This is a genomic window from Streptomyces boninensis, from assembly GCF_048572725.1.
GTDB classification, from domain to species: domain Bacteria; phylum Actinomycetota; class Actinomycetes; order Streptomycetales; family Streptomycetaceae; genus Streptomyces; species Streptomyces boninensis.
In genome coordinates this window covers 6,230,478-6,255,638 of sequence record NZ_CP183837.1, presented here as the reverse complement: position 1 = coordinate 6,255,638, position 25,161 = coordinate 6,230,478, and the positions used below count along the sequence as shown (strand labels likewise).

The following is a 25,161-nucleotide window of genomic DNA, read 5'->3' as shown; positions in this document are numbered from 1 at the left end:
GACGCCTCACTCAGCGCAGCTTGGGGTCGAGGGCGTTGCGGACCGCTTCGCCGAGCATGATGAACGCCAGCACACAGATGCTGAGCATCGCCGAGGGGATCATCAGCGTGTGCGGGGCGTTGCGGAGGTTGTCGGCGCCGACCGAAATGTCGCCGCCCCACGAGACGGACGGGGCGGACAGGCCGAGCCCCAGGTAGGACAGCGTGGCCTCGGCCGTGATGTACGTACCGAGCGCGATCGTGGCCACGACGATCACCGGGGCGACCGCGTTCGGCAGCACGTGCTTGAGCATGATCCGCCAGGTGGAGGCGCCGAGCGCCTTCGCGGCCTGTACGTAATCCGACTGCTTCACGGTGATCACCGAGCCGCGCATGACGCGGGCCACCTGGGTCCAACCGAGGAACGCCAGCGCCAGACTGACCATCCACCACTTTCGGTCGGTGACCGACTGCATGATCACCATGGTTCCCAGCAGGAACGGGATTCCGAAGAAGATGTCGATGAGGCGGGAGAGGACCGAGTCCACCCAGCCCCCGAAGTAGCCGGCTACCAGGCCCACGATCCCGCCGAAGAGGACGACGATCGCGGTCACGCTGACGCCGACGAGGACCGAGGCGCGGGTGCCGTAGATGACCCGCGAGTAGATGCTCTGGCCCTGCTTGTCGTAGCCGAACCAGTCCGGTTGGAAGAAGTGGCCCCACTCTGGCTCGGTCAGATAGTGGTTCTTCAGGTCGAACTCGCGCGGTCCGACGCTGGTGAACCAGCCCGGGAAGGCAGTGATCGTCAGCAGCAACACAATCAGCACCGCCGAGACCAGGAAGTACGGATTGCGCCGCAGGTCCCGCCAGGCGTCGCTCCACAGGCTGCGGGCCTTGTCCGGCCGCGGCTCGGCGACGGCCGCAGCGTCCGGAACCTCGGTGGCCTTGGTCTTGGTAAGTGCGTCAGGCATAGCGGATCCTCGGGTCCAGGACCGCGTACAGCAGGTCCACAATGAGGCTGAAGGCGAGATAGACGAGCACCATCACGGTCACCAGGCCGACGACGGTGGTGCCCTCCTGCCGCTGGATTCCGTCGAAGAGGGCGTAGCCGACGCCCTTGACGTTGAACATCCCCTCGGTGACCACGGCGCCCGCCATGAGCGTGCCAATGTCGGTGCCGAGGAAGGTGACCACCGGGATCAGTGAGTTGCGGAGCAGGTGGACGCCCACCACCCGGCGCCGCGGCAGACCCTTGGCAACGGCCGTACGCATATAGTCGGCGCGCAGGTTCTCCGCGATCGAGGTGCGGGTGAGCCGGGCGACGTAGGCGAGGGATACCGCAGCGAGCACGCTGGCGGGCAGCACCAGCTCGCTCATGGACATGGAGTCCTGCACATTCGGCGTGACCCAGCCGAGCTGGTTGGCGAACAGCCACTTGAAGATGAAGCCCAGGACGAAGACCGGGACCGAGATCAGAAGGAGCGTCAGCAGCAGCACCGCGTTGTCACGCAGCTTGCCGGCCTTCAGACCGGAGAAGACGCCGAGACCGAGGCCGAGCACCAGCTCAATGCCGAACGCGATCAGCGCCAGCCGCACCGACACCGGGAACGCGTCGCTGAGCACGTCCGTCACCGGCCGCCCGCTCTGGATCTGCGTACCGAAGTCGCCGTGCAGCACCATCCCGGTGAGGTAGTCCCAGTACTGCTTGATCAGCGGCTGATCGAGCCCGAGGTCGTGCCGGATGTGCGCGAGGGTCGCCGGGTCGGCGCCTCTGTCCCCGAACATGGCGCGCACCGGGTCGCCGGGCAGCGTGTACGCCATGAGAAAGATCAGCAGAGTGGTCCCGAGGAACACCGGGATCATCTGGAGCAGTCGTCGTACGACGTAACGCCCCATCGTGCCTCCATCTTGAGCGGGCGCAGCAGCGGCGGCCGGCAGGGCCATTCCCCCTGGTCGTACGGGGTATGGGCCCGCCGGCCGCCGACGCGAACTACGCGATGACTGCTACTACTTCTTCAGGACCTCGACCTGGTTGAACACCGGGTCGCCGTGCTGGTCGAACTCCACGTTCTGGACGTTCTCCGAGTAGCCGGAGTTGACCTTCTGGTCCCAGAGCGGGATCGCCGGCATCTCCTTGACGAGCTCCTTCTCGACCTGCTGGTAGGCCTTCACGGAGGCGTCGAGGTCCTTGGCCGAGTCGGCCTTGGCCATCATGTCGTCGACCTTCTTGCTGGAGAAGTCTGACTGGTTGCCGGCCCGGCCGGTGCCGTACAGGTCCTGGATGAAGTTCATGTTCAGGGGGTAGTCCTGCACCCAGCCCGAGCGGTACATCGACTTGACCTCCTTGGCGTCACGAGCCTTCGTGTCCGCCTGGAAGGTGGTCTTGGCGGCGCCGGTGCACTCGACCTTCACGGCCTGGCGGATGGAGTTGCAGACCGCGTCCACCCAGTCCTTGTGCCCGCCGTCGGCGTTGTACTGGATCGAGATCTTGTTCTGCGGAACGCCGCCGCCTTCCTTGATCAGCTTCTTGGCCTTGGCGGGGTTGTACGTGGTGACGTCGCCGGCCGCGCCCTTCTCGTAGCCGTACACGGTCGACGGCACGAAGCCGGTGGCCGGGACGCGGCTGCCCTGCAGCACGGACTTGGTGATCGTGTTGCGGTCGATCGCCATCGACAGGCCCTGCAGGACCTTCGGGTCGATGTCCTTGAACTGCTTGCCGTAGAAGGCCGGGACGATCGTCTGCGTCGCGGAGTACGGCTGGTTGACGGCGCGGTCGCCGAGGTCGTCCTTGTACGTCGCCAGGTCGCGCGGGGCGAGCTGCATCATCGAGTCGACGTTGCCGGACTGGAGGTCCTCGTAGGCGGCCTCGAGCTTGGTGTAGTTCTTGAAGATCACGCCGCCGTTCTTGGCCTTGTTCGGGCCCTTGTACTTGGCGTACTTCTTGATCTCGATCGACTTGTTGTGCTTCCAGCTGTCGAACTTGTAGGCGCCGTTGCCGACCGGCGCCTGGCCCGCGGCCTTCGGGTCCTTGTAGAAGGACTTCGGCAGCGGCGAGAAGGCGTAGTAGCCGAGCTTGTACGCGTAGTACGGGGTCGGCGCGTTCAGCTCGATGGTGAAGGTGGTGTCGTCGACGACCTTCAGGCCGGCCAGCTTGTCGGCGGTGCCGTCACCCTTCTCCGGGTGGACGGCGTCGAAGCCCTTGATGTCGGAGAACCAGGAGGCCTGCGTCTGGTTGTTCTTGGGGTTGGCAGCCCAGTTCCAGGCGTCGACGTAGGAGTCGGAGGTCACCGGGGTGCCGTCGTGGAAGGTGTAGTCGGGCTTGAGCTTGACCGTCCAGGTCTTGTTGTCCTTGGACTCCACCGACTCGGCGTTCTCCATGACGAGCTTGCCCTTGGAGTCGTAGCCCGTCAGCTGGTCGAAGACCGTGAACATGATCTGGGCGCCGTTGGTCTCCATGGTGCTGGCCGGAACCAGCGGGTTCTGCGGCTCCCCCGCGGCCATCTTGAAGATGCCGTTGGGGTCGACCTCGCCGCCGCCGGCGCTGTCGCCGCCGCTGCCGCCACAGGCCGTCGCCGCCAGACCCACGGCTATCGCAGCCGCGGCCCACTTGGCGCTCTTCGCACCGCGCATGGGGTTCCTCCTAGGAGTCCACTGTTCAAAGTGAATTCACTATCGGTCACGGCGGTGCCTGTAAACCACACTTAAAAGATCTCGATCAGATCACGCAAGATCCTTTAAGAAGCCCAAATCGGTACGAACCGTACTAGACAGATCACTCAAAAAGGACGCTGTTGCGTATGTCACGTCGCGACATCCGCTATGCGGACGCTTAACGCATCGGCTGTACACGTACATCTGAATAAGCAGCTGCGAACACCTGCGAACGCACAAAAAGAAGCGGCCCGGCACCCCTCGTAAGGGATGCCGGGCCGCTCCAGCCCGCGCGGCGCGCTTACATCAATCCGCACTCCCAGGTGCAACGACCCACTCGGTCGCCTGCCCGGTGACCTCGGCGATCCGGTCGTAGTCCCGGTCGTAGTGGAGTACGGCGACTCCGTTCATCTCCGCGACCGCCGCCACCGTCAGGTCGGTGACGGACAGAGTCCGCCAGCTCCCCCGGCCGACCAAGGCTGCTTGGATCTCGAGCACGCGGTCCCACACCTCATCGGGGGCATACAGCCAGTCGAAGCCGCGCAGCTCCTCGCGAATGCTCATGGCCTCGCTCTTCGAGCGCGCCATTCGCGTGATCTCGACGGCGACAGGTCCGCAGAGCGCGAGCACGCCGGTCTCGTGGAGAGGGCGGACGCGGGCACGAACGGCGGGTTTGGCCCAGCGGGCGAATGCGGAGGTGTCGATGAGGAAGCGATCGGTCACGCCGCCTCGCCCGACGGCGGCTGTGCGGCCGGATCCGGTTCGATGTCGCCAGTCAGGTCCGGCAGCTCCCCGCGGTCGAGGCGCTCGAGGAACTGCTCCCGGAGCCTGCGCTTGACGACGTCTTCGAGCGCGGCGTTCACCGTGGCCTTCTTAGTACTGGTGCCGAGTATGGCCGAGGCACGGGCAAGGAGATCGTCGTCGATGTCGACGAGGGTGCGGGTGGTTGCCATGCCGATCACGCCCTTCTGCTCAGAGCTGCCGACACCCATCATATGCGAAATCCAGCTTTCACATATACAGAGCGAACAGCGGGCGGCCGGCATCCGAACCATCACCCCGGATGCCGGCCGCCCGACCACGGCTCAGCCCGCGAGCACCGACTTCTCCTCGGCGAAGTGGCAGGCCGACTCGTGGTTCGCCGGCGAGTCCGACCTGCTGAAGACCTCCGGGACGGCGAGCAGCGGCTCCTCCGTCGCGCACCGGTCCGCGGCCTTCCAGCAGCGCGTACGGAACCGGCAGCCCGACGGCGGATTCGCCGGCGACGGCACATCGCCGGTGAGGATGATCCGCTCCCGGTCCTCCCGCACATCCGGGTCCGGTACGGGCACGGCGGACAGCAGCGCCTGGGTGTACGGGTGCGTCGGGTGGTCGTAGATCTGCGTGTCCGTGCCGATCTCCGCCATCCGCCCCAGATACATCACGCCGATGCGGTCCGAGATGTGCCGTACGACGGACAGGTCATGCGCGATGAAGATGTAGGACAGGTTGAACTCGTCCTGGAGCTTCTCCATCAGGTTGATCACCTGCGCCTGGATGGACACGTCCAGCGCCGACACCGGCTCATCGCAGATGATGATCTCCGGGTTCAGCGCCAGCCCGCGCGCGATCCCGATGCGCTGCCGCTGCCCGCCCGAGAACTGGTGCGGATACCGGTTGATGTGCTCCGGATTCAGCCCCACCGTCTCCAGGAACTCCTGGACCTTCCGCCGCCGGTCACCCTTCGGCGCCACCTCCGGGTGGATCTCGAACGGCTCCCCGATGATGTCGCCGACCGTCATCCGCGGATTGAGCGAGGTGTACGGGTCCTGGAACACCATCTGGATGTTCCGGCGCACCGCCTTCAGCGCCCGGCCGCTCAGCCGGGCAATGTCCTCACCCTTGTAGAAGATCTCCCCGGAAGTCGGCTCCTCCAGCTTCATCAGCAGCTTCGCCACCGTGGACTTGCCGCAGCCGGACTCCCCCACGATCCCCAGGGTCTCGCCCTGATAGAGGTCGAAGGAGACACCGTCCACGGCCCGTACCGCACCGACCTGCCGCTTGAACAGAATGCCCTGGGTCAGCGGGAAGTGCTTGACCAGGCTGCGCACCTGCAGGATCGGCTCGCCCCGCTCCGCCGGCCGCTCGATGACGGCGATCGCCGACTCGTCGGTCGTCGCGTCCGCCTGATCCACCTTGCTCAGGCTCGGGGTGGCGTCCTGCGGCTCGGCTCCGGCCTTGCCCTCGCCGGGCTTGCCCTCGCCGGACTTGTCGAGGTCAGCCATCGAGCGTCTCCTTCCAGAAGTGGCACGCGCTCCCGCGCCCGGGCACCAGCCGGTCGTCCGCGTCCTTCACCTCGTACAGCGGCGGCACATCGGTGCGGCACACGTCCTGCGCCATCGGACAGCGCGGGTTGAAGGCGCAGCCGGACGGGACCCGGGTCAGGCTGGGCGGCAGACCCTTGATCACGTACAGCTCCTGGCCCTTCTGGTCCAGGCGCGGAATCGAGTTCAGCAGCCCCTTCGTGTACGGATGCGCGGGCCGCCGGTACAGCTCGTGCACCGGCGCCGTCTCCACGATCCGCCCGGCATACATCACCGCGATCTTGTCGCTGACGTCCGCCACCACGCCCATGTCGTGGGTGATGAGGATCAGGCCCATGTTGTACTCGCGCTGCAGATCCGCGAGCAGCTCCATGACCTGCGCCTGCACGGTGACATCGAGCGCCGTGGTCGGCTCGTCGGCGATGATCAGGTCAGGCTCCAGCGCCATGGCCATCGCGATCATGATGCGCTGCCGCATGCCGCCCGAGAACTGGTGCGGATAGTCCCCCACCCGCTGCCTGGCCGCCGGAATACGGACCCGGTCCATCAGATCGATGGCCTTCGCCTTGGCCTCCTTGCGCGAGGCGCCCTGATGCTTCCGGAACATCTCGCCCAGCTGATACCCGACGCTGAAGACCGGGTTCAGCGCGGACAGCGCGTCCTGGAAGATCATGGCGATCCGCCGGCCGCGGATCAGCCGCCGCTGCTCGTTGGACATCTTCAGCAGGTCCTGGCCCTGGAAGAGGATCTCGCCCTTGGCGATCTTCCCCGGCGGGATGTCGAGGATCCCCATGATCGCCTGAGCGGTGACCGACTTCCCCGACCCCGACTCACCCAGCACGGCAAGGGTCTCGCCCGCGCTCACGCTGTAGTTGACGCCGTTGACGGCCTTGGCCACGCCCTCCCGCGTACTGAACTCCACATGCAGGTCACGGACTTCCAGCAGCGGTCCGCCCGCGCCCTGCTCCGGCCGCGGCCCCGGCAGATCCGAGGTCTTGTCGATAAGTGTCATCCTGACGCCCTCCTCAGCGCAGCTTCGGGTCGAGGGCGTCGCGTACGGCGTCGCCGAGCATGATGAACGCCAGCACGGTCACGCTCAGGAAGAGCGATGGATACAGCAGCATGTGCGGGTGGTTCAGGAACCGGCTCTGGGCATCGCTGATCATGAGCCCCCAGGAGATGTTCGGGTCCTGCACGCCGATCCCCAGATAGGACAGCGCCGCCTCCGCCGAGATGTAGATCCCGAGGTTGATGGTGGCCAGCACGATCACCGGCGCGAGCGCGTTGGGCAGCACATGGCGCGTCGCGATCCGCCACGTGCCGGCACCCAACGCGCGGGCGGCCATCACGTAGTCGTTGTGCTTATTGGCCAGCACCGCACCACGCATGATCCGGAACACCGCCGGCCAGCCGAGCACCATGAGGATGAGCGCCACGGTGTACACATTGCCGGTGTCGAACATCGACAGGAAGAGCAGCCCGCCCAGCATCAGCGGAATGGCGAAGAAGATCTCCGTGATACGGGAGAGCACCGAATCCAGCCAGCCGCCCCGCATCCCGGCGATCAGCCCGAGTATCCCGCCGACCATAGTGGTCATGGCGCTGGTCAGGATGCCGACGATGACGGAGTTCCGGGCGCCGTAGATGGTCCGGATATAGACGTCGCCACCCTGCACGTCGTAGCCGAAGGGATGCCCGTCCTCGGGCGGCTCCATCGAGTTCTCCAGCTGGTTGAAGCCTTTCTCGTACGGGCTCCGCTCGGTGAAGAGCTGCGGCGCGATGGAGAGCACGATCAGGCCGAGGATGACGACCGCGGAGATGATGAAGATCGGGTTGCGGATCAGGTCATGCCGGGCGTCAGACCAAAGGCTGGCGGTCCGCTCGGCCTTCTCCGGCTCCTCGGGACCGCCCAGCGCGCGGGTTCCCGGATCGGCTACTTGGGCAGCGGAGGTCGGTTCAGTCATAGCGGATCCTCGGATCGAGCACGGCGTACAGGAAGTCCACGAGCAGGTTGGCGAGGATGTAGACGAGGATCAGCACGGTGACGAAACCGACGACCGTCGTCTGCTCGCGTAGATAGACCGACTGGAACAACTGGCTGCCGACGCCTGGGATGTTGAAGATCTTCTCGGTGATGATGGCTCCACCCATGAGGGAGCCGAGGTCGTAACCGAGATAGGTCACCACCGGAATCAGCGCCGTACGCACCGCGTGCCGGCCGAGGACGCGCTCGCGGCGCAGCCCCTTGGCCACGGCGGTGCGGACATAGTCGGCGCCCATCGTGTCCATCAGGCTGGTGCGCATCAGCCGCGCGAGATACGCGGTGGATGTGGCGGCCAGCACAAACGCCGGCATCAGCAGGCTGGTGAAGGCTTCGTCGTCCTTGTACGTAACGGGGAGCAGATCCCACTTCACGCCGACCATCAGCTGCATGATCGAGCCGAGCACGAAGATCGGGATGGAGATCAGCAGCAGGGTGCTGAGCAGCACGAGCTGGTCCAGGAACTTGCCCTTGCGCAGCGCGGCCAGCACACCCGCGAGCACGCCGAGCACGGCCTCGATGAGGAAGGCCAGACCGGTCAGCTTCAGGGTGACCGGGAAGCGCTCGCTCATGATCTCGGCGACTTCGCGGCCCGTATAGGTCTCGCCGAAGTCTCCGCTGAAGACCCCGGAGATGTAGTACCAGTACTGCACGTACCAGGGGTCGTTCAGGTGGTATTCCTCGCGCAGCTGCGCCGCCACGGCCGGGCTAAGGCGGCGGTCGCCCGAGAGCGCCTGCAGGGGGTCGCCGGACAGGGCGAAGACAAGCAGAAAAATGATCAGGGTGGCACCGAGCAGTACAGGGATCGCCTGCAGCAGGCGCCGGACTAGATAGCGGCCCATCAGGACTCCAGTAATGCGGATTGTTCGGGCGCGGGCCGCAGCGCCGGGGGACTTCCCGGCGCTGCGGCTGCCGCCCTGGAGCGGAGGTTCTGAGGACCGGTTACGAGGCGGGCTTGACCGAGGTCCAGTCCACCTGGTTCTGCGGGTCCATCACGATCGGCGAGAGCTCCTCGCTCACGGCGCCGATCTTGCTGTAGTTGTAGATCGGGATGTACGGCATGTCCTTGATGAGGACGTCGTCGGCCTCCTGGTACTTCTTCAGGGCCGCGTCATCGGACTCCGACTGGTCGGCCTCGTCCAGGAGCTTCTCGAACTGCGGGTTGACGTAGCCGGAGTAGTTCGAGCCGTTGGTGATGGCCTCCTCGGAGAACAGCGGCCGCAGCCAGTTCTCGATGGACGGGTAGTCCTGGATCCAGCCCATCCGGAACGCGCCCTCGTACTTCTTGTCGCCGAGGTCGTTGAGGATGCCCTGGAACTGCTCGTAGGGCTTGACCTTCACCTTGATGTCGAGGTTCTCCTCGAGCTGGTTGGCGACCGCCTTGATCCAGGGCGCGTGGTCGCCGTCGGCGTTGTACGCGAGGGTCAGGCTGTTGCCCGGCAGCCCCTTTGAAGCCTCGTAGAGCTTCTTCGCACCCTTCGGGTCGTACGTGCAGGCCTTGCACAGACCCTTGCGGTAGCCCGGCACGCCATTGTTGACGAAGTCGTCGGCCACCTCACGGCTGCCGGCGTAGATCTTGTCGACGATGGTCTTCCGGTCGATGGCCATGGAGATGGCCTTGCGGGTGTCGGCGTCGGTGGCCTTCAGCGTCTTGTTGTCGAAGCCGACGTACGCGACGGAGGCCTGCGGCCCGGTGAGGTACCGGTCGCCGAGGTCCTGGTCCGCGGTCTCCAGGGCGGACACCGGGATGGTGTCCATGATGTCGACGTTGCCGTCCTGCAGCTCGCGGTAGCCCGCCTCCAGATCCGAGAAGATCTTGAAGGTGACGCCGGAGATGTTCAGCTTGGAGGCGTCGGGGTGCTTCTTGTTCGCGACGGTCTTGATCTGCTTGTTGTGCTCGAACTTCCCGCTCATCTTGAAGAGGCCGTTGCCGATCGGCGCCTCCTCGAAGGCCTTCGGGTCCTTGAAGAACGCCTGCGGCAGCGGCATGAACGGGTTGAAGCCCAGCATGGTCTTGAACTGGCTGAACCGCGCCGACAAGGTCACGGTGAAGGTCTTGTCGTCGACGACCTTCAGACCCTTCATCGTCTTGGCCGTCGGCTTCTTCTTCTCGCCTGGGTTGAGGTCCTTGTACCCGTCGACCTTGGCGAAGAGCGGGTTGGTCTCCTGGGCGTTCTCCTGGTTGGCGGCCCAGTTCCACGCGTCCACATAGGACTTGGCCGTGACCTTCTCACCGTTGTGGAAGGTGTAGCCGTCCTTCAGCTTGATCGTCCAGACCTTGCTGTCCGGGCTCTCGATGGACTCCGCCATGGCGAGCTGGACCTCTTGGGTCTTCGGTTCGTAGTTCACGAGGCCGGTGAACAGCGCCTGGATGACCTGCGTGCCCTCGGACTCGTAGGTGTTGGACGGGATCAGGCCGTGCTGGGGCTCGCCCGAATACATGGTGACCTGGGGCTTCGACGCCGCCTTGTCCCCGTCGCCACCGTCGTCGCCGCCACCACAGGCCGTCGCCGCCATCGCGACGGCTATGCCCGCCGCCGCCCACTTGGCACTTGTCGCACCCCGCATGGGTAAGCCTCCTCGAGAATCACTGTCCAACGAGTCGAAACACAGGGCTAGTTGATGCCGGTGCAACCTCCCGGCACTCTCCCCCCGCCTTGCGCACGCTCGCATGCCGACACGCCAAATCCGTTGGCCTGCCATGTGGTCGAGCTCAATGCCCATCACTATCGGGGAAGTTGGACGCGGCAACTACGCCGAGTTGGTCTCGATCCGATCACACCTCGCGTGATGGATTGGCCGAAATATGGACACAACAAGGCTAGACAGACAGCCACGAAACGGTCTGTTAACGCGAGATGCGGGTTGAACCGTCCGAATAACGGACGCTTCATGATCAAAAACCGGTTGCGCCCTCCGCCCAAGTCCGGGATGCTCCCGCCTCCTTGCCCGCCCGCCGCGCCACGCCGAAGGTGATCCGCTCCTCAAGCCTCTCCATATTCCAGCGTCCACGGCGGTGCGCGGTGTTACTTACCCAGAAAACGGCGACATCATCGGCGGCCAGCCGCCCGGTACTGGCGAAGGACCACCCATTCCCACCGTTGTGCCAGGCCGCCCGCCCGGCGGGGGTGTCGGCGAAGGCCCAGCCGTACCCGTACCAGCCGCTGTCGTCGGGCATCTGCACGTACGGCTTGAGGAGCTTGCGCAGCTGAGGCGCCGGCAGCACCCGGCCGGGGCGGCTGAGCGCGCGATGCCAGGCGAACATGTCGCGGGCCGTGGAGAGCATCCCGCCATTGCCGCGCAGGTTCCAGTACGGCCCGTCGGCGGCCCAGGGGTGGTCGAGCGGCGTGCCCTGGCTGCGCCCGCGCTCGTCGTACTCGACGGCGAGCTGGCCGCGGCGCCAGTGCGGGAGGACGTAGCCGGTGTGCGTCATGCCCGCGGGCGCGAAGAGCCGGGTGGCGAGGAAGCGCTCGTACGGCAGGCCGGAGGCCTTCTCGACGACGGCGGCGAGGAGGCTGTAGCCGGTGTTGGAGTAATGGAAGCTCCCGGCGCCATGGAGCTTTGCGCGCAGCGCGCGGCGGATGAGCTGGTCGCGGGAGACCGGGTCGTAGTCGTCTCCGAGGGACTCGGGGAGGCCGGAGGTGTGGGTGAGGATCTGGTGGAGGGTGAGGCGGCGCTTGTCCTTCGGTACGGGCCCCAGGTGCCGGCTCAGTCGATCGCTCACTTTCAGCCGCCCCATCGCCTCCAGTTTCAGGATGGCGGCGGCCGTGAATTGCTTCGTGATCGACATGACGTCGTATCCGGTGTCGCAGTCGTTGGCGCGCTGCCGGGGGAATCCGGCGCAGTGGAGCAGCTTCCCGCCGCGGGCGGCCATGACGGTGCCGGTGGGCCCATCGGGGATGGCGTCGCGCAGGAAGGCATCGATGCGATGGTCGACGGGATCGCCCTTGGTGGCCACCCGGGCCTCCGCCTGCCCGCAGGCGACGAGCAGGAGGGTAAGCAAGGCGACGACGACACGGCTCTTCATAGGACTCCTCGGCACGGAAGCGATCAACTCACGCTCTGCAAGCGCAGGTTGACCCCCACCACCCGCCCTGCCCAAGATGACGGGGTGTCCGAGTCCGTACGAATCGCCGTACGCCCAGGTCAACGAGGGAGCGCCCATGCCAGCCACCCCACCCCCCGAGCCGCCCTCCACGGCGGACGAGGCGGAATTCCTGGCGCAGCTGCGCCGCCTGAAGACCTGGTCCGGCCTCAGCTACCGCCAGCTGGAACGCGCGGCCTCAGCGGCCGGCGACTGGCTCCCGTCCTCGACGACGGCGTCGATGCTCAGCCGGGAGACGCTGCCGCGAGCAGCGTTGCTGCGGGCGTATGTGCGCGCGTGCGGCCTGAGCGAGGAGGCAGCGGAGTCCTGGCTGGCGGCCCGCAGCCGTGCGGCGCTGGGCGATGCGCCTGGGCGCCGCCGGCGGGCGTTCCCGCGGGCGCTGGCGGCCGCCGCGGCGGCAGTGGTGCTCGCCCTCGGCGGGGCGGTCGCCCTCCAGGGCGAGGAGCAGGATGTGACGGTGACGTCCACGCGCTGAGGTGCATCCTGTGGCATCGCCACGGATGTCCTCAAGCGCCGGACAGGCTTGATCGTAGGTGGGCCGGTCCGAGTTCCACGACACCACCGAAAAAACGTGGTGGTCGGCACGCTGCTCGGTGCTGGGTTTTTCCGGCGGCGTCGTTCCACTCGGCCCTCCTCCCGGAGGGAGGGATCAAGCCCGGCCCGCGCACTATCAGCCCGTCCGGCGCTTGAGGACCCCGTGGCGAAGCCACAGGGTCCTCCGGGAAGCGCTACGCGTGCTTCGCGCGCGACGCCGCCCGCGCCCGCTCACGCCCGTCCAGCGCCACCTTGCGGATGCGCACCGTCTCCGGCGTCACCTCGACGCACTCGCCATCCCGGCAGAACTCCAGCGACTGCTCCAGCGACAGCTTCCGCGGCGGGACGATCGACTCCGCGATGTCCGACGTCGCCGAGCGGATGTTGGTGAGCTTCTTTTCCTTGGTGATGTTGACGTCCATGTCGTCGGCACGAGAGTTCTCGCCGACGATCATGCCCTCGTAGACCTCCGTGCCCGGCTCCACGAAGAGCGTGCCGCGCTCCTGCAGGTTCGTCATCGCGAAGGCCGTCACCGCGCCCATGCGGTCGGCGACCAGCGACCCGCTGTTACGGGTGCGGAGCTCGCCGAACCACGGCTCGTGGCCCTCGAAGATCGAGTGGGCGATGCCGGTGCCGCGGGTCTGGGTGAGGAATTCCGTACGGAAGCCGATGAGGCCGCGCGCCGGGACGACGAATTCCATGCGGACCCAGCCGGAGCCGTGGTTCGTCATGGTCTCCATGCGGCCCTTGCGGGCGGCGAGGAGCTGGGTGATCGCGCCGAGGTGCTCCTCGGGCGCGTCGATCGTCATCCGCTCGACCGGCTCGTGCACCTTGCCGTCGATCTCCTTGGTGACGACCTCGGGCTTGCCCACCGTCAGCTCGAAGCCTTCCCGGCGCATCGTCTCCACGAGGATGGCCAGCGCCAGCTCGCCGCGGCCCTGGACCTCCCAGGCGTCGGGGCGCTCGGTCGGCAGCACCCGCAGCGAGACGTTACCGATCAGCTCCCGGTCCAGCCGGTCCTTGACCAGGCGCGCAGTGACCTTGTGGCCCTTGCCGCCCTTGCCGACCAGCGGCGAGTTGTTCGTACCGATCGTCATCGAGATCGCCGGCTCGTCGACCGTGATCAGCGGAAGCGCGACCGGGTTCTCCGGGTCGGCGAGGGTCTCGCCGATCATGATGTCGGGGATGCCGGCGACCGCGCAGATGTCACCGGGGCCGGCCTTCTCCGCGGGCTTCCGCGTCAGTGCGTCCGTCATCATCAGCTCAGTGATACGGACGTTCTGGATCGACCCGTCCCGCTTGATCCAAGCGACCGTCTGCCCCTTCTTCAGCTCACCCTGCTCGACCCGCAGCAGCGCGATACGCCCGAGGAAGTTGTCGGCGTCGAGGTTCGTGACATGCGCCTGGAGAGGGGCGCCCTCGTCGTACGACGGGGCCGGAACGGACTCCAGCAGCGTCGTGAAGAACGGCTCCAGGCTGTCGCTGTCCTGCGGCACCTCACCGTCACCCGGCTTGGTCAGCGACGCGATGCCGTCCCGCGCACACGCGTAGACGATCGGGAACTCGATCTGCTCCTCGTCCGCGTCCAGGTCCAGGAAGAGGTCGTACGTGTCGTCGACCACCTCGGCGATCCGCGAGTCGGGCCGGTCCGTCTTGTTGATGCACAGGATGACCGGGAGCCGGGCCTCCAGCGCCTTCCGCAGCACAAAGCGGGTCTGCGGCAGCGGGCCCTCGGACGCGTCCACCAGCAGCACCACCGCGTCGACCATGGACAGGCCGCGCTCCACCTCGCCGCCGAAGTCGGCGTGGCCGGGGGTGTCGATGATGTTGATCACGACGGGGTCGCCGCCGCCCTTGGGGTGGTACTTCACCGCCGTGTTCTTGGCGAGGATCGTGATGCCCTTCTCACGCTCCAGGTCGTTGGAGTCCATCATCCGTTCGTCGACGGACTCCAGCTGGTGCGCGGCGAAGGCGCCGGCCTGCTTGAGCATGGCGTCGACCAGGGTGGTCTTGCCATGGTCGACGTGGGCGACGATGGCGACGTTGCGGATGTCGTTGCGCGTGGGCATGCGGTGCCGCTTCTCCGGGGATCGTGGGTCGCGGCTTACATGGTCTTATCCAGCCGCCGCCGGGCGGGCATCGCCGCGGCCGCCCCCTATTTTACGGGGACGGCCGCGGGTCCTGCCTTTCAGGCCTCAGCTAGGCCTCAGATCGGGCTCAGCGACGCCACCCGATGTCCTGGTACCGCGGGGTCGCGAAGCCATGCGCCCCCGTATTCAGCAGCCCCCGCTTGGTCGCCACCAGCTGCGGCCGCTGATACAGCGGCAGCGACCCCGCCGCCGCCCAGATCCGGGTGTCGGCCTTCGCCAGCAGCTGCCGCTGCGCCGTCGCGTCCAGCTCGCCCGCCGCCTGGTCGAAGAGCTGGTCGACCTCGTCCGTACCGACCCGGGTGTAGTTCTGCTCGACCACCAGCGAGCCGTCGGGCGCCGGCTGCGGCTTGGCGTAGATCGGGCGGGCGTCGGTGGCCGGGTAGGCGGTGCCGGGCCAGGAGTACAGCGCAAGGTCGTACTGACCTGCGGCGATGTAGTCCTTGAAGTAGCTGTCGCCGCCCGCCTTGATGATCTTGGCGCGCACGCCGATCGAGTCCAGCATCCGTACGATCCGGCCCGCCACCGCCCGCAGCTGCGCCGAGCCGTCATCGGACGGCACCACGAACTTCAGCGTCAGCGGCTTGCCCGCCTTGACGAAGGGCCGGTTCCGCGGGGCCGCGGCCAGCGGGTCGCTCTCCTTGGCCAGCTTGGCCTGGGTGGCGCGGGCGGCCTTCCTGGCCTTTCCGTACTCGGTGCCGTCCTCGCCGTACTTCGAGGCGACCTTCATCAGCTTGGCCTGCTCGCGCAGCGCCGTCCGGTGCAGCTCCGCGCCTTCGGCCACGGAGAAGGGCATCTCGGCCGCCCGCGGCGCGAGCATGCCGGGCTTGGAGTCGTCCTGCTTGGCGTCCGCGGTGCCCTTCTTGCGGCCGACCGGGCCGCCCTTCCAGCCGGCGTCGGCGAGCAGCGCCTGCGCGGCCTGCACGTCCTGCTTGCCGAGGGCGGCGCTGTGGTCCTCGTAACCCTGCTGGACGCTCATGAAGAGGTGGCTGCCCAGCGGCCGCGCCGGGAGGCCGAGCGGGCCGAGGACGCTGCGGGCGATCTCGCCGCGGTCGACGGCGCGGGCCACGGCGTGCCGCACGGCCTCGTCGGCGAGCGGGCCGCTGCTGCCGTTGAGGGCGAGCTGGGTGTAGGCGGGCTCCAGGGCCTTGCGGACGGTGAACTTCTTCGGCAGGTCCGCCACGTCCGCTGCCTGCTGCTCGGCCTTGGAGAGCTTCTTGCTCCCCTTGTTCTTGTTGTCGTCCTTCTTCTTCGCGACCTCGCTGACGTGCTGCGCATGCTGCGGCTTCCCCGCCGCCTGCGCCGTCCGCGCCTTCGCGCGCATCGCCTTGTGCGCCTGGGCGACCTCGAGCGCGAAGTCGCGGTCGACCTCGGCGATGTCGATCTTGCCGTCCGCGAGCGCCTGCTCGCGGTCAGCGCGCGCCACCGGCTTGAAGACCAGCTTGTCGAGCGCCGGGCGGCTCCCCCACCAGGCGGTGTTACGGACCAGCTCGACGCCGCGCTTCTTGCTCAGCTTGGGCCGCTTCTTGGACTTCTTGTCGCCCTTGCTGTCGTCCCCGTTCCCGCCGGCCGGCGTGAACGGGCCCGCGACCACCGGAAGTTCCGTACGCGAGGTGTCATTGAAGGCGTCGGGGCTGCTCATCACGCTCTTCGGGTACAGCGGTGTGAAGAGGCCCTGCCAGTCGGCGTACGGCTCCTTGAAGGTGATCTCGATCTCGCCGCTCTTCTTGCCCGGCTTGATCTTCTGGATGCGGTCGTAGCCGGCGTTGCGGGCGGTCCAGAAGGCGTTGTTCTTGCCGTTCAGGGCCATCCACTGGGCGCGGAAGTCGGCGATGCCGATGCGCCGGCCGTCGCTCCAGCGGGCCTTGGGGTTGAGCCGGTAGACGACCTTCTGCCGCGGCTCCCGCTTGGTGACCTCCGCCGAGCGGAGGTAGTCCTCGTTGAGCTGCGGACGGCCGTGCTTGTCGGTGGTGAAGAGCGCCGGCAGCACGGCCTCGGCGACGCGGTCGGTGGCCTCGCCCGCGTCGACCTGGAAGGCGTTGTACGTGTGCGGCAGCGCATCCACCGCCCACCGCACGGTGCCGCCGCGCTGCAGCGCGGAGCGCTGCGCGGTGGTGACATCCTCGGCGGCCGTCGAGGAGGCGGCGTCCGAGCTGCATGAGGCCACCAGGGGCACCATCAGGCCTGCGACGGCCAGCGCCGCCGTAGCCCGTACGGCGCGGCGGTGCTGCCTGCGGCTGACTTGGGTCATGTCCGATACCTCCGCGGTGCCCACTTATGGCCCCTTTTCCAGCTCATCACATCGAGTGCCAACCCACTGAATGACAGGGAACCCACCCGATCGTGGAGGCTCGGCGGTTTACGGCCCGATCCCAACCCATTCGGCCCAGTGATGGGAATTTCGTAAGAACCTTCGTAAGAAGCAGGGCGTCAAGACGACACGGCTTGTCCCCCTCCGGGGCGGATATCCGCAGATCCCTTCCCAAGCGCAACTGTGACGCGCAACACTCACCAGGTCAGCGCCGCACATTGCGGAGGTGAGGGCAGAAGATGTCCCTGCACGACGAACTGACGGCGGCTCAGCGCTGTCTCGACGATCTCTCGCGCACCATTGCCCGGCTGCAGCTCGAATTCGAGGGCGGCAGTCCCGGCGTAGGTGAGCTGGAGATCCGCCGGGTCCGTACGGACACCGAGCATCTGCGCGAGAGTCTCGCGCTGCTGCGTGACTCCGCGCCGCGGTCGGCCGGACCGCAGCCGTCGGTGGTACGGATCCCGGACCAGCCGTACGACCGCTCCCTGTGGAGCGACTGCGACGACGAAGGACTCGGCGCGAGCGACCGACACGCTCCCTAGCGGGCGGAGGCTCCCGACCCCACCTCCCCCATCCCCGTCCCGGAGACCACCTTGGCAACCGAAGCCACCGAACGACCCGCCCCCGACAGTCCGCCACCAGCACCCGGGGGCGTCACCGCCCCAGGGCGCGCCGCGATCAGAGAGCGGCATCTGCGTACGGACCGATGGTGGCTGGCCCCGGCCGCCACCACGGCGGGGCTGCTCGCCTTCGTCATCTACTCGACCTGGCGGGCCTTCGCGAACACGGACTACTACGCCGCCCCGTACGTATCGCCCTTCTACTCCCCCTGCCTGGCGGAGAACTGCGACGCGATGAAGGGCGGCCCCAACTTCGACCTCCTCGGGGGCTGGTGGGGCCTCTCGCCCGCGATCCTCATCCTGGTCTTCCCGCTGGGCTTCCGCCTGACCTGCTACTACTACCGCAAGGCCTACTACCGCGGCTTCTGGGCGTCGCCGCCGGCCTGCGCGGTGGCGGAGCCGCACAAGAAGTACTCCGGCGAGACCCGCTTCCCGCTGATCCTGCAGAACATCCACCGGTACTTCTTCTACGCGGCCGTGCTGGTCGCGTTGGTCCTGACATGGGACACCGCGCTCGCGTTCAGGAACAGCGACTACGAGTGGGGCCACATGGGCCTCGGCACCCTCGTATTCCTCGCGAACATCGTGCTGATCTGGGCGTACACCCTCTCCTGCCACTCGTGCCGGCACATCCTCGGCGGCCGGCTGAAGCACTTCTCCAAGCACCCGGTGCGGTACAAGCTCTGGGGCTGGGTGGGGAAGCTGACCGAGCGGCACATGTTCCTGGCCTGGGCCTCGCTGATCAGCGTGGGGGCGGCCGACTTCTACGTCTATCTGGTGGCGTCGGGCGTGTTCGACGACCCGACGCTGTTCTGAGAGGGATGCACGCGAAATGACGCACGTCGAAAGGCAGCAGTGGGACGTCGTGGTGGTCGGGGCCGGCGGGGCCGGCCTCCGCGCCGCCATCGAGGCCCGCGAGCAGGGCCTGCGTACGGCCGTGATCTGCAAGTCGCTGTTCGGCAAGGCCCACACGGTCATGGCCGAGGGTGGCATCGCGGCATCCATGGGCAACGTCAACTCGGGCGACAACTGGCAGGTGCACTTCCGCGACACCATGCGCGGCGGCAAGTTCCTCAACCACTGGCGGATGGCCGAGCTGCACGCCAAGGAGGCCCCGGACCGCGTCTGGGAGCTGGAGACCTGGGGCGCGCTCTTCGACCGTACGAAGGACGGCAGGATCTCGCAGCGCAACTTCGGCGGGCATGAGTACCCGCGGCTTGCGCACGTCGGCGACCGTACGGGCCTTGAGCTGATCCGGACGCTGCAGCAGAAGATCGTGTCGCTGCAGCAGGAGGACTTCAAGGAGACCGGGGACTACGAGGCGAAGCTCAAGGTCTTCCAGGAAGTAACGGTTACGCGCGTTCTGAAGGACGACAGCGGCCGGGTGTCCGGGGTCTTCTGCTACGAGCGGGAGTCCGGGCGCTTCTGCGTCATCGAGGCGCCTTCGGTGGTGCTCGCGACCGGCGGCATCGGGAAGTCCTTCAAGGTGACGTCCAACTCGTGGGAGTACACGGGCGACGGGCACGCGCTGGCGCTGCTGGCGGGCGCTTCCCTCATCAACATGGAGTTCGTGCAGTTCCATCCGACCGGGATGGTCTGGCCGCCGTCGGTGAAGGGGATTCTCGTCACCGAGTCGGTGCGGGGTGACGGGGGTGTGCTCCGTAACTCCGAGGGGAAACGGTTCATGTTCGACTACATCCCCGACGTCTTCAAGGAGAAGTACGCGCAGTCGGAGGAGGAGGGCGACCGCTGGTACAAGGACCCGGACAACAACCGGCGGCCCCCCGAGCTGCTCCCCCGCGACGAGGTCGCGCGCGCCATCAACTCCGAGGTGAAGGCCGGGCGCGGGTCCCCGCACGGCGGCGTCTTCCTCGACGTGTCGACGCGGATGCCGGCCGAGGAGATCAAGCGGCGGCTGCCGTCGATGCACCACCAGTTCAAGGAGCTGGCGGACGTCGACATCACCGCGGAGGCGATGGAGGTCGGGCCGACCTGCCACTACGTCATGGGCGGCGTCGACGTCGACCCGGACTCGGCGGCCGCGATCGGGGTGCCCGGGCTCTTCGCCGCGGGCGAGGTCGCGGGCGGCATGCACGGCTCCAACCGGCTGGGCGGCAACTCGCTCTCCGACCTGCTGGTCTTCGGCCGGCGGGCCGGGCTGCACGCGGCGCAGTACGCGGCGGAGCTCGCGGATGACCGCCCGGTGGTCAACGAGGAGGAGATCTCGACGGCCTCGGCCGAGGCGCTGCGCCCCTTCAGCGCCGAGCCGAGCGACGAGGACGGCGCGCGGCCGCCGGAGAATCCGTACACGATCCACCAGGAGCTGCAGCAGTCCATGAACGACCTCGTCGGCATCATCCGGCGGGAGCCGGAGATGAACGAGGCGCTGGGGCGGCTGGCCGGGCTGCGGGCGCGGGCCCGGCGGGCCGGGGTCGAGGGCCACCGGCAGTTCAACCCCGGCTGGCACCTGGCGATCGACCTGCGGAACATGCTCCTGGTGAGCGAGTGCGTGGCGCGGGCGGCGCGGGAGCGGACCGAGTCGCGCGGCGGCCACACCCGGGACGACTTCCCGGGGATGGACCGCGACTGGCGCAAGTCGAATCTCGTCTGCCGGCTGTCCGACCCGAGCGGCGGGCTCGCCGCCACGGATCCGGAGCGCGGCCAGATCCGCCTGGAGAAGCGGGAGATGCCGCCGATCCGCCCCGATCTGCTCGACCTCTTCGAGAAGGAAGAGCTGGTGAAGTACCTGACCGACGAGGAGCTGACGACCGAATGACCACCGCTGCTACGGGCTACGTCGCCAAGTTCAAGGTATGGCGCGGGGACACCGACGGCGGTGCCCTGGAGGACTTCGAAGTCGAGGTCAACGAGGGCGAGGTCGTCCTCGACATCATCCACCGGCTGCAGGCCACGCAGGCGCCCGACCTGGCGGTGCGGTGGAACTGCAAGGCGGGCAAGTGCGGTTCGTGTTCCGCCGAGATCAATGGGCGGCCGCGGCTGCTGTGCATGACGCGGATGTCGGTCTTCACCCGCGAGGAGACCATCACGGTGACGCCCCTGCGCGCCTTCCCGGTGATCCGCGACCTCGTGACCAATGTGGGCTTCAACTACGAGAAGGCCCGCGAGGTTCCGTCGTTCGTCCCGCCGCAGGGCGTCGCCCCCGGCGAGTACCGGATGATGCAGGAAGACGTGAACCGGTCGCAGGAGTTCCGGAAGTGCATCGAGTGCTTCCTGTGCCAGGACACCTGCCATGCGGTCCGCGACCACGAGGAGAACAAGGCCGCGTTCGCCGGGCCGCGTTTCCTGATGCGGGTCGCGGAGCTGGACATGCACCCGCTGGACGATGCGAGCGAGCAGGGCCTGGACCGTAAAGCCGCGGCCCAGGAGGAGCACGGCCTCGGCTACTGCAACATCACCAAGTGCTGCACCGAGGTCTGCCCCGAGGGCATCAAGATCACCGACAATGCCCTGATCCCGCTGAAGGAACGCGCGGTTGACCGGAAGTATGACCCGCTGGTCTGGCTGGGCAACAAGATCAGGCGGCGGTCCGCCACCGACTGACGCGGGCCGCCGTCAGCGGTCGCACCAATGACACACCCCGAGGGGCCCTTGTGACGCAAGGGCCCCTCCGCAATGCTCCTGCGCATGCGCAGACCCTTGAACCGCCGTATGCATCTGTCGCTTTGGCCGCTGCTCGCGGCACTGCTGGCCACCGGACTCAGCTATAGCGCGCCCGCGTCGTCCGCGCCGGACGACGACGCGCTCTCCCAGGCGCTCGACAATATCCTCGCGGACGGGCGCCTTGAGGGCGGCCTGGCCTCCGTCACCGTCGCGGACGCCGCCAGCGGGGAGACGCTCTACGCGCGGGCGCCCGACGTCCGCCTGATGCCCGCGTCCAATACGAAGCTGCCCACCTCGGCCGCCGCGATGGCCGTGCTCGGGCCCGACTACACGTGGGACACCGACGTCCTCACCACCGGCGGCCGCGCCGGGGGCACTCTCAAGGGCGACCTGTATCTGCGCGGCACCGGCGACCCCACGCTCCTCGCCGAGGACCTCGACGCGCTCGCCGGGAAGGTCGCCGCCGAGGGGATCAGGAAGGTCAGCGGGCGCCTGGTCGCCGACGACACCCGCTTCGACGACCGGCGGCTCGGCGACTCGTGGGCGGGGGACGACGAGTCGGCGTACTACCAGCCGCAGATCTCCGCGCTCACCCTCAATGCCGATACGGACTACGACAACGGCAATGTGGTGATCGAGACCAGCCCGGGCAAGGACTCCGGGGACGCCGCGTCCGTGAAGATGACGCCGGCGAATCACTACGTGAAGGTCGACAACCGCGCCCGTACGGTCGGCAAGGACGCGCCCAGCACCCTGAGCGTCGAGCGGACGCACGGCACCAACACGATCGTGGTCAGCGGGAACATCCCGCAGCAGGCCGACACCGACAAGCAGTGGATCGCCGTCTGGGAGCCCACCGGCTACGCCGCCTCGGTCTTCCGCGACAAGCTCGCCGCGCACGGCGTGAAGGTCGCGGGCGGCACGCGGCTCGGCAAGGCCGTACCGGACGGGGCCAAGAAGGTCGCCGGGCACGGGTCGATGACGCTCGCCAAGGTGCTCACCCCGTTCATGAAGCTGTCCAACAACGGGCACGCCGAGGTCCTCACCAAGACCATGGGGTACGAGGCGGAGAAGTCCGGGAGCTGGGGCGCCGGGCTGGAGCGCATCGGCGGCTGGCTGAAGGGTGAGGCCGGCGTCGACACCGGCACGCTGCGGCAGGCCGACGGGTCGGGTCTTTCGCGCAAGAACAACATCCCCAGCGGGCAGTTCGCGAAGCTGCTGCACCATGCGCAGGGCGAGCCGTGGTTCAAGGAGTGGTACGAGTCGCTGCCGATCGCCTGCAAGAGCGACCGGATGGTCGGCGGCACGCTGCGGTCGCGGATGTGCGACACCCCGGCCGCGGGGAACGTACACGCCAAGACGGGGTCGCTGACCGGGGCGTCCGCGCTGTCCGGGTACGTGACCGCCGCCGACGGCCGGAAATTGATCTTCAGTGTCGTGCTGAACAACTACCTCGCCTCGTCCGTGAAGGACATCGAGGACAAGATCGCCGTGGTGCTCGCCTCGTACCGCAAGGGCGCTGACACCATCAAGGAGCCCTCACTCACCCGGAAGGCGGCACCCCCGGCCGACCTCGAGTGCTCCTGGCAGAAGCCCAGGGCCTGCTAGGCGGCTGCCGCCGGCCCTCGCCCGACCCGGTCGCGATACCGCCATATGGAACTTATGGTGCGAATAGGACCGGGCCGGGCGACGGCCTGTGCGAGCAGCGAGAAGGGCCTGGCGCGGATGCGAATACGGCGGCTCCGGTACGGGTGTGCCGCGCTCGGCGCGGCCGGGATCCTGCTGCTCACGGGTGCGTCAGCGCCCACCGTCGACCCCGTCACCCTCGACAAGGACGGCCAGATCACCGACGAGGTCGGCGCCCTGGGCAGCCGCCGCGCCGAGGTGGCCGACGCACTGAAGCAGCTGGACGAGGACGAGAACATCCAGCTCTACGTCGCGTACGTGCGCAATTTCGCCGGCCGCGGCGGCCAGTCCTGGGCCGACGCCACCGCCCAGAAGAACGGCCTCGGCCAGAACGACATCCTCCTCGCCGTCGCCACCCGCGACCGCCAGTACGCGGTCTCCGCGGCCGAGAACTCCGGCTTCACCGAGGACCAGATCCAGCAGGTCAACGCCGAGGCGATCGAGCCGCCGCTGCGGCAGAACGACTGGGCGGGCGCGGCCATCGGCGGCGCGAACGGCTTCGCGGCCGTGCTGGAGGGCAAGCCGATCCCTAAGCCCGAGATCACCCCGGGCCCGGCGAACCCGGGCGGCGGCGCCGGGGCGGAGCAGTTCACCGCGTCGGACGCGCTGGTGCCGATCCTTGCGGTGGGCGGCGCCGCGGTGGCGGCCGGATACCTGTTCTCGCCCAAGCGCCGCAAGCGCAAGCAGCAGGGCGCCGGCGGCTGGGGCGCGCCGCAGCTCACGCCGCTGCCGGAGCTGGACTCGCAGGCCAGGACGCTGCTGGTGGAGACGGATGACGCGATCCGCACCTCGGCGGAGGAGCTGGGCTTCGCGTCCGCCCAGTTCGGCGAGGGGGCGGCGGCGCCCTTCAACGAGGCCATCGGATACGCCAAGGCGTCGCTGACCGCCGCCTTCCGGCTGCGGCAGCAGCTCGACGACGCGTATCCCGAGGACGACGCCACCAAGCGGAAGATGCTCGACGAGATCATCGCCCGCTGCACGGACGCCAACCACCGCCTGGACGCCGAGTCCACCGCTTTCGACCAGCTCCGCTCCATGGTCGCCAAGGCGCCCGAGGTGCTGGCCAACGCCGAGGCGGCGGCGGAGCGGCTGCCGGGGCGGATCAACGACGCCGAGGAGAAGCTGGCAGGGCTGGCCCAGGCGTACGCGTCATCGGCCTTCGCGGCCGTCGCGAACCATCCGCGGGAGGCCAAGGACCGCTTCCAGTTCGCGGCCAAGAACCTCACCCAGGCCCGTACGGCGCTGACCGCGGGCGACAGCAACACCACGGCGGTGCACGTGCGCGCCGCCGAGGGCGCGATCGAGCAGTGCGACACGCTCACCGACGCGGTGCTGCGGCGGGCGGACGAGCTGCAGACCGCGGCGGCGAAGGTCGAGGAGGCCTTCCGCGACATGCAGGCGGATCTCGCGGACGCGCGCGGCATGGTGTCCGGCACGACGCATGACGTCTCGACGGCTGACCTGCAGGGCCGGATCGCGCGGGCGGAGACCGTGCTGGCGGAGGTGCGGCAGGCGGTGTCCGCGGGGCCGTACGACCCGATGGACACCCTGCGCCGCCTTGAGGAGGCGGACGCCGGCCTGGAGGAGGCGCTCTCCGGCGCCCGGGAGCGGGAGGCCGCCGAGCGCAAGGCGCGCGGGCTGCTCGACCAGGCGCTGCTGGCGGCGCGGAGCGAGGTGGCGGCGGCGCGCGACTTCATCACGACGCACCGGGGTGGGATCGGGAGCGCCGCCCGTACCCGGCTGCATGAGGCTGAGCGGCATCTGCAGCAGGCCGAGGGCTTTGCGGAGTCGGATGCGTCCAGCGCACTGCAGCACGCGCAGCAGGCGGACAGCCTGGGGCGCAATGCGCGGGAGCTTGCGGAGCGGGATATCTACGGGGGTTACGGGTCCGGCTATGGGTCCGGCTACGGCCAGATGGGCGGGATGGGGCGCGGCGGGCCGCGGGTGATCGTCGGTGGCGGGGGCATGGGCACCGGGATGCTCGGCGGGATCATCCTCGGCGGGATGCTCGGGGGTGGCGGCAGGGGTGGTGGCTTCGGGGGTGGTGGCTTCGGCGGCGGGCCCGGGTCGTTCGGCGGCACCGGGACCATCGGCCGGATGGGCGGCGGCGGCCGCTTCTAGTACGTACCTCATCGACCAGCTCAGCAGCTCACAAGGAGATCGG

20 protein-coding genes are annotated in these 25,161 nt (G+C 68.1%); 7 read left to right on the top strand and 13 right to left on the bottom strand.

Going from position 1 to position 25,161, the window contains the following annotated elements; all coding sequences use genetic code 11:
* Positions 1-10 precede the first annotated feature (10 nt).
* The 11 genes from ACNNMR_RS28710 to ACNNMR_RS28660 form a co-directional block, all read right to left on the bottom strand.
* The gene (locus tag ACNNMR_RS28710; RefSeq protein WP_419997574.1) at positions 11-949 is read right to left on the bottom strand and encodes an ABC transporter permease; all 939 of its coding nucleotides are present in this window, start codon (positions 947-949) and stop codon (positions 11-13) included.
* Positions 942-1,874 (bottom strand): ABC transporter permease, encoded by a 933-nt coding sequence (locus tag ACNNMR_RS28705; protein ID WP_419997573.1) that lies wholly within the window; start codon positions 1,872-1,874, stop codon positions 942-944. Before ACNNMR_RS28705 ends, ACNNMR_RS28710 begins: the two co-directional genes overlap by 8 nt.
* Before the next feature lie 111 nt (positions 1,875-1,985).
* Positions 1,986-3,608, bottom strand: coding sequence for a peptide ABC transporter substrate-binding protein (locus tag ACNNMR_RS28700; RefSeq protein WP_419997572.1), 1,623 nt, complete (start codon positions 3,606-3,608; stop codon positions 1,986-1,988).
* Between the two features lie 327 nt (positions 3,609-3,935).
* Positions 3,936-4,352 carry a PIN domain nuclease gene (locus ACNNMR_RS28695; protein ID WP_419997571.1) on the bottom strand — a complete coding sequence of 139 codons (417 nt, stop codon included), beginning with the start codon at positions 4,350-4,352 and terminating at the stop codon, positions 3,936-3,938.
* Positions 4,349-4,675, bottom strand: coding sequence for a type II toxin-antitoxin system VapB family antitoxin (locus ACNNMR_RS28690; RefSeq protein WP_419997570.1), 327 nt, complete (start codon positions 4,673-4,675; stop codon positions 4,349-4,351). The genes ACNNMR_RS28695 and ACNNMR_RS28690 overlap by 4 nt, the downstream gene beginning before the upstream one ends.
* Positions 4,676-4,714: 39 nt before the next feature.
* Positions 4,715-5,893 (bottom strand): ABC transporter ATP-binding protein, encoded by a 1,179-nt coding sequence (locus ACNNMR_RS28685; protein ID WP_419997569.1) that lies wholly within the window; start codon positions 5,891-5,893, stop codon positions 4,715-4,717.
* Positions 5,886-6,944: an ABC transporter ATP-binding protein gene (locus ACNNMR_RS28680; RefSeq protein WP_419997568.1), complete on the bottom strand. Its 1,059-nt coding sequence runs from the start codon at positions 6,942-6,944 to the stop codon at positions 5,886-5,888. The genes ACNNMR_RS28685 and ACNNMR_RS28680 overlap by 8 nt, the downstream gene beginning before the upstream one ends.
* A gap of 13 nt (positions 6,945-6,957) precedes the next feature.
* Positions 6,958-7,896, bottom strand: a complete 939-nt coding sequence (locus tag ACNNMR_RS28675) for an ABC transporter permease (protein ID WP_419997567.1) — start codon at positions 7,894-7,896, stop codon at positions 6,958-6,960.
* Positions 7,889-8,815, bottom strand: a complete 927-nt coding sequence (locus ACNNMR_RS28670; protein ID WP_419997566.1) for an ABC transporter permease — start codon at positions 8,813-8,815, stop codon at positions 7,889-7,891. The genes ACNNMR_RS28675 and ACNNMR_RS28670 overlap by 8 nt, the downstream gene beginning before the upstream one ends.
* Positions 8,816-8,915: 100 nt before the next feature.
* Positions 8,916-10,541: a peptide ABC transporter substrate-binding protein gene (locus ACNNMR_RS28665; RefSeq protein ID WP_419997565.1), complete on the bottom strand. Its 1,626-nt coding sequence runs from the start codon at positions 10,539-10,541 to the stop codon at positions 8,916-8,918.
* Between the two features lie 328 nt (positions 10,542-10,869).
* Entirely contained in the window at positions 10,870-12,000 is a 1,131-nt protein-coding gene (locus ACNNMR_RS28660) for a serine hydrolase domain-containing protein (RefSeq protein WP_419997564.1), read from the bottom strand.
* Between the two features lie 136 nt (positions 12,001-12,136).
* On the opposite strand from ACNNMR_RS28660, the gene ACNNMR_RS28655 reads away from it, so the two are divergent.
* Positions 12,137-12,553 (top strand): helix-turn-helix domain-containing protein, encoded by a 417-nt coding sequence (locus tag ACNNMR_RS28655; RefSeq protein WP_419997563.1) that lies wholly within the window; start codon positions 12,137-12,139, stop codon positions 12,551-12,553.
* Between the two features lie 253 nt (positions 12,554-12,806).
* On the opposite strand, the gene typA is transcribed toward ACNNMR_RS28655, so the two are convergent.
* A complete protein-coding gene (gene typA, locus ACNNMR_RS28650; protein WP_419997562.1) occupies positions 12,807-14,681 on the bottom strand; it encodes a translational GTPase TypA in 1,875 nt (624 codons plus the stop codon).
* 148 nt (positions 14,682-14,829) lie between these two features.
* The gene (locus ACNNMR_RS28645; RefSeq protein WP_419997561.1) at positions 14,830-17,010 is read right to left on the bottom strand and encodes an ABC transporter family substrate-binding protein; all 2,181 of its coding nucleotides are present in this window, start codon (positions 17,008-17,010) and stop codon (positions 14,830-14,832) included.
* Positions 17,011-17,309: 299 nt separating this feature from the next.
* On the opposite strand from ACNNMR_RS28645, the gene ACNNMR_RS28640 reads away from it, so the two are divergent.
* From ACNNMR_RS28640 to ACNNMR_RS28615, 6 genes are all read left to right on the top strand, one after another.
* Positions 17,310-17,612: a hypothetical protein gene (locus tag ACNNMR_RS28640; RefSeq protein WP_419997560.1), complete on the top strand. Its 303-nt coding sequence runs from the start codon at positions 17,310-17,312 to the stop codon at positions 17,610-17,612.
* Between the two features lie 51 nt (positions 17,613-17,663).
* On the top strand, positions 17,664-18,506 hold the full coding sequence (locus ACNNMR_RS28635; protein ID WP_419997559.1) for a hypothetical protein: 843 nt from the start codon (positions 17,664-17,666) through the stop codon (positions 18,504-18,506).
* 16 nt (positions 18,507-18,522) lie between these two features.
* Positions 18,523-20,466 carry a fumarate reductase/succinate dehydrogenase flavoprotein subunit gene (locus ACNNMR_RS28630; protein ID WP_419997558.1) on the top strand — a complete coding sequence of 648 codons (1,944 nt, stop codon included), beginning with the start codon at positions 18,523-18,525 and terminating at the stop codon, positions 20,464-20,466.
* On the top strand, positions 20,463-21,251 hold the full coding sequence (locus ACNNMR_RS28625) for a succinate dehydrogenase/fumarate reductase iron-sulfur subunit (protein WP_419997557.1): 789 nt from the start codon (positions 20,463-20,465) through the stop codon (positions 21,249-21,251). The genes ACNNMR_RS28630 and ACNNMR_RS28625 overlap by 4 nt, the downstream gene beginning before the upstream one ends.
* Before the next feature lie 84 nt (positions 21,252-21,335).
* Positions 21,336-22,919 carry a D-alanyl-D-alanine carboxypeptidase/D-alanyl-D-alanine-endopeptidase gene (gene dacB / locus ACNNMR_RS28620; protein ID WP_419997556.1) on the top strand — a complete coding sequence of 528 codons (1,584 nt, stop codon included), beginning with the start codon at positions 21,336-21,338 and terminating at the stop codon, positions 22,917-22,919.
* A 117-nt stretch (positions 22,920-23,036) separates the two neighbouring features.
* Positions 23,037-25,118 carry a TPM domain-containing protein gene (locus ACNNMR_RS28615; RefSeq protein WP_420000509.1) on the top strand — a complete coding sequence of 694 codons (2,082 nt, stop codon included), beginning with the start codon at positions 23,037-23,039 and terminating at the stop codon, positions 25,116-25,118.
* Positions 25,119-25,161 lie beyond the last annotated feature (43 nt).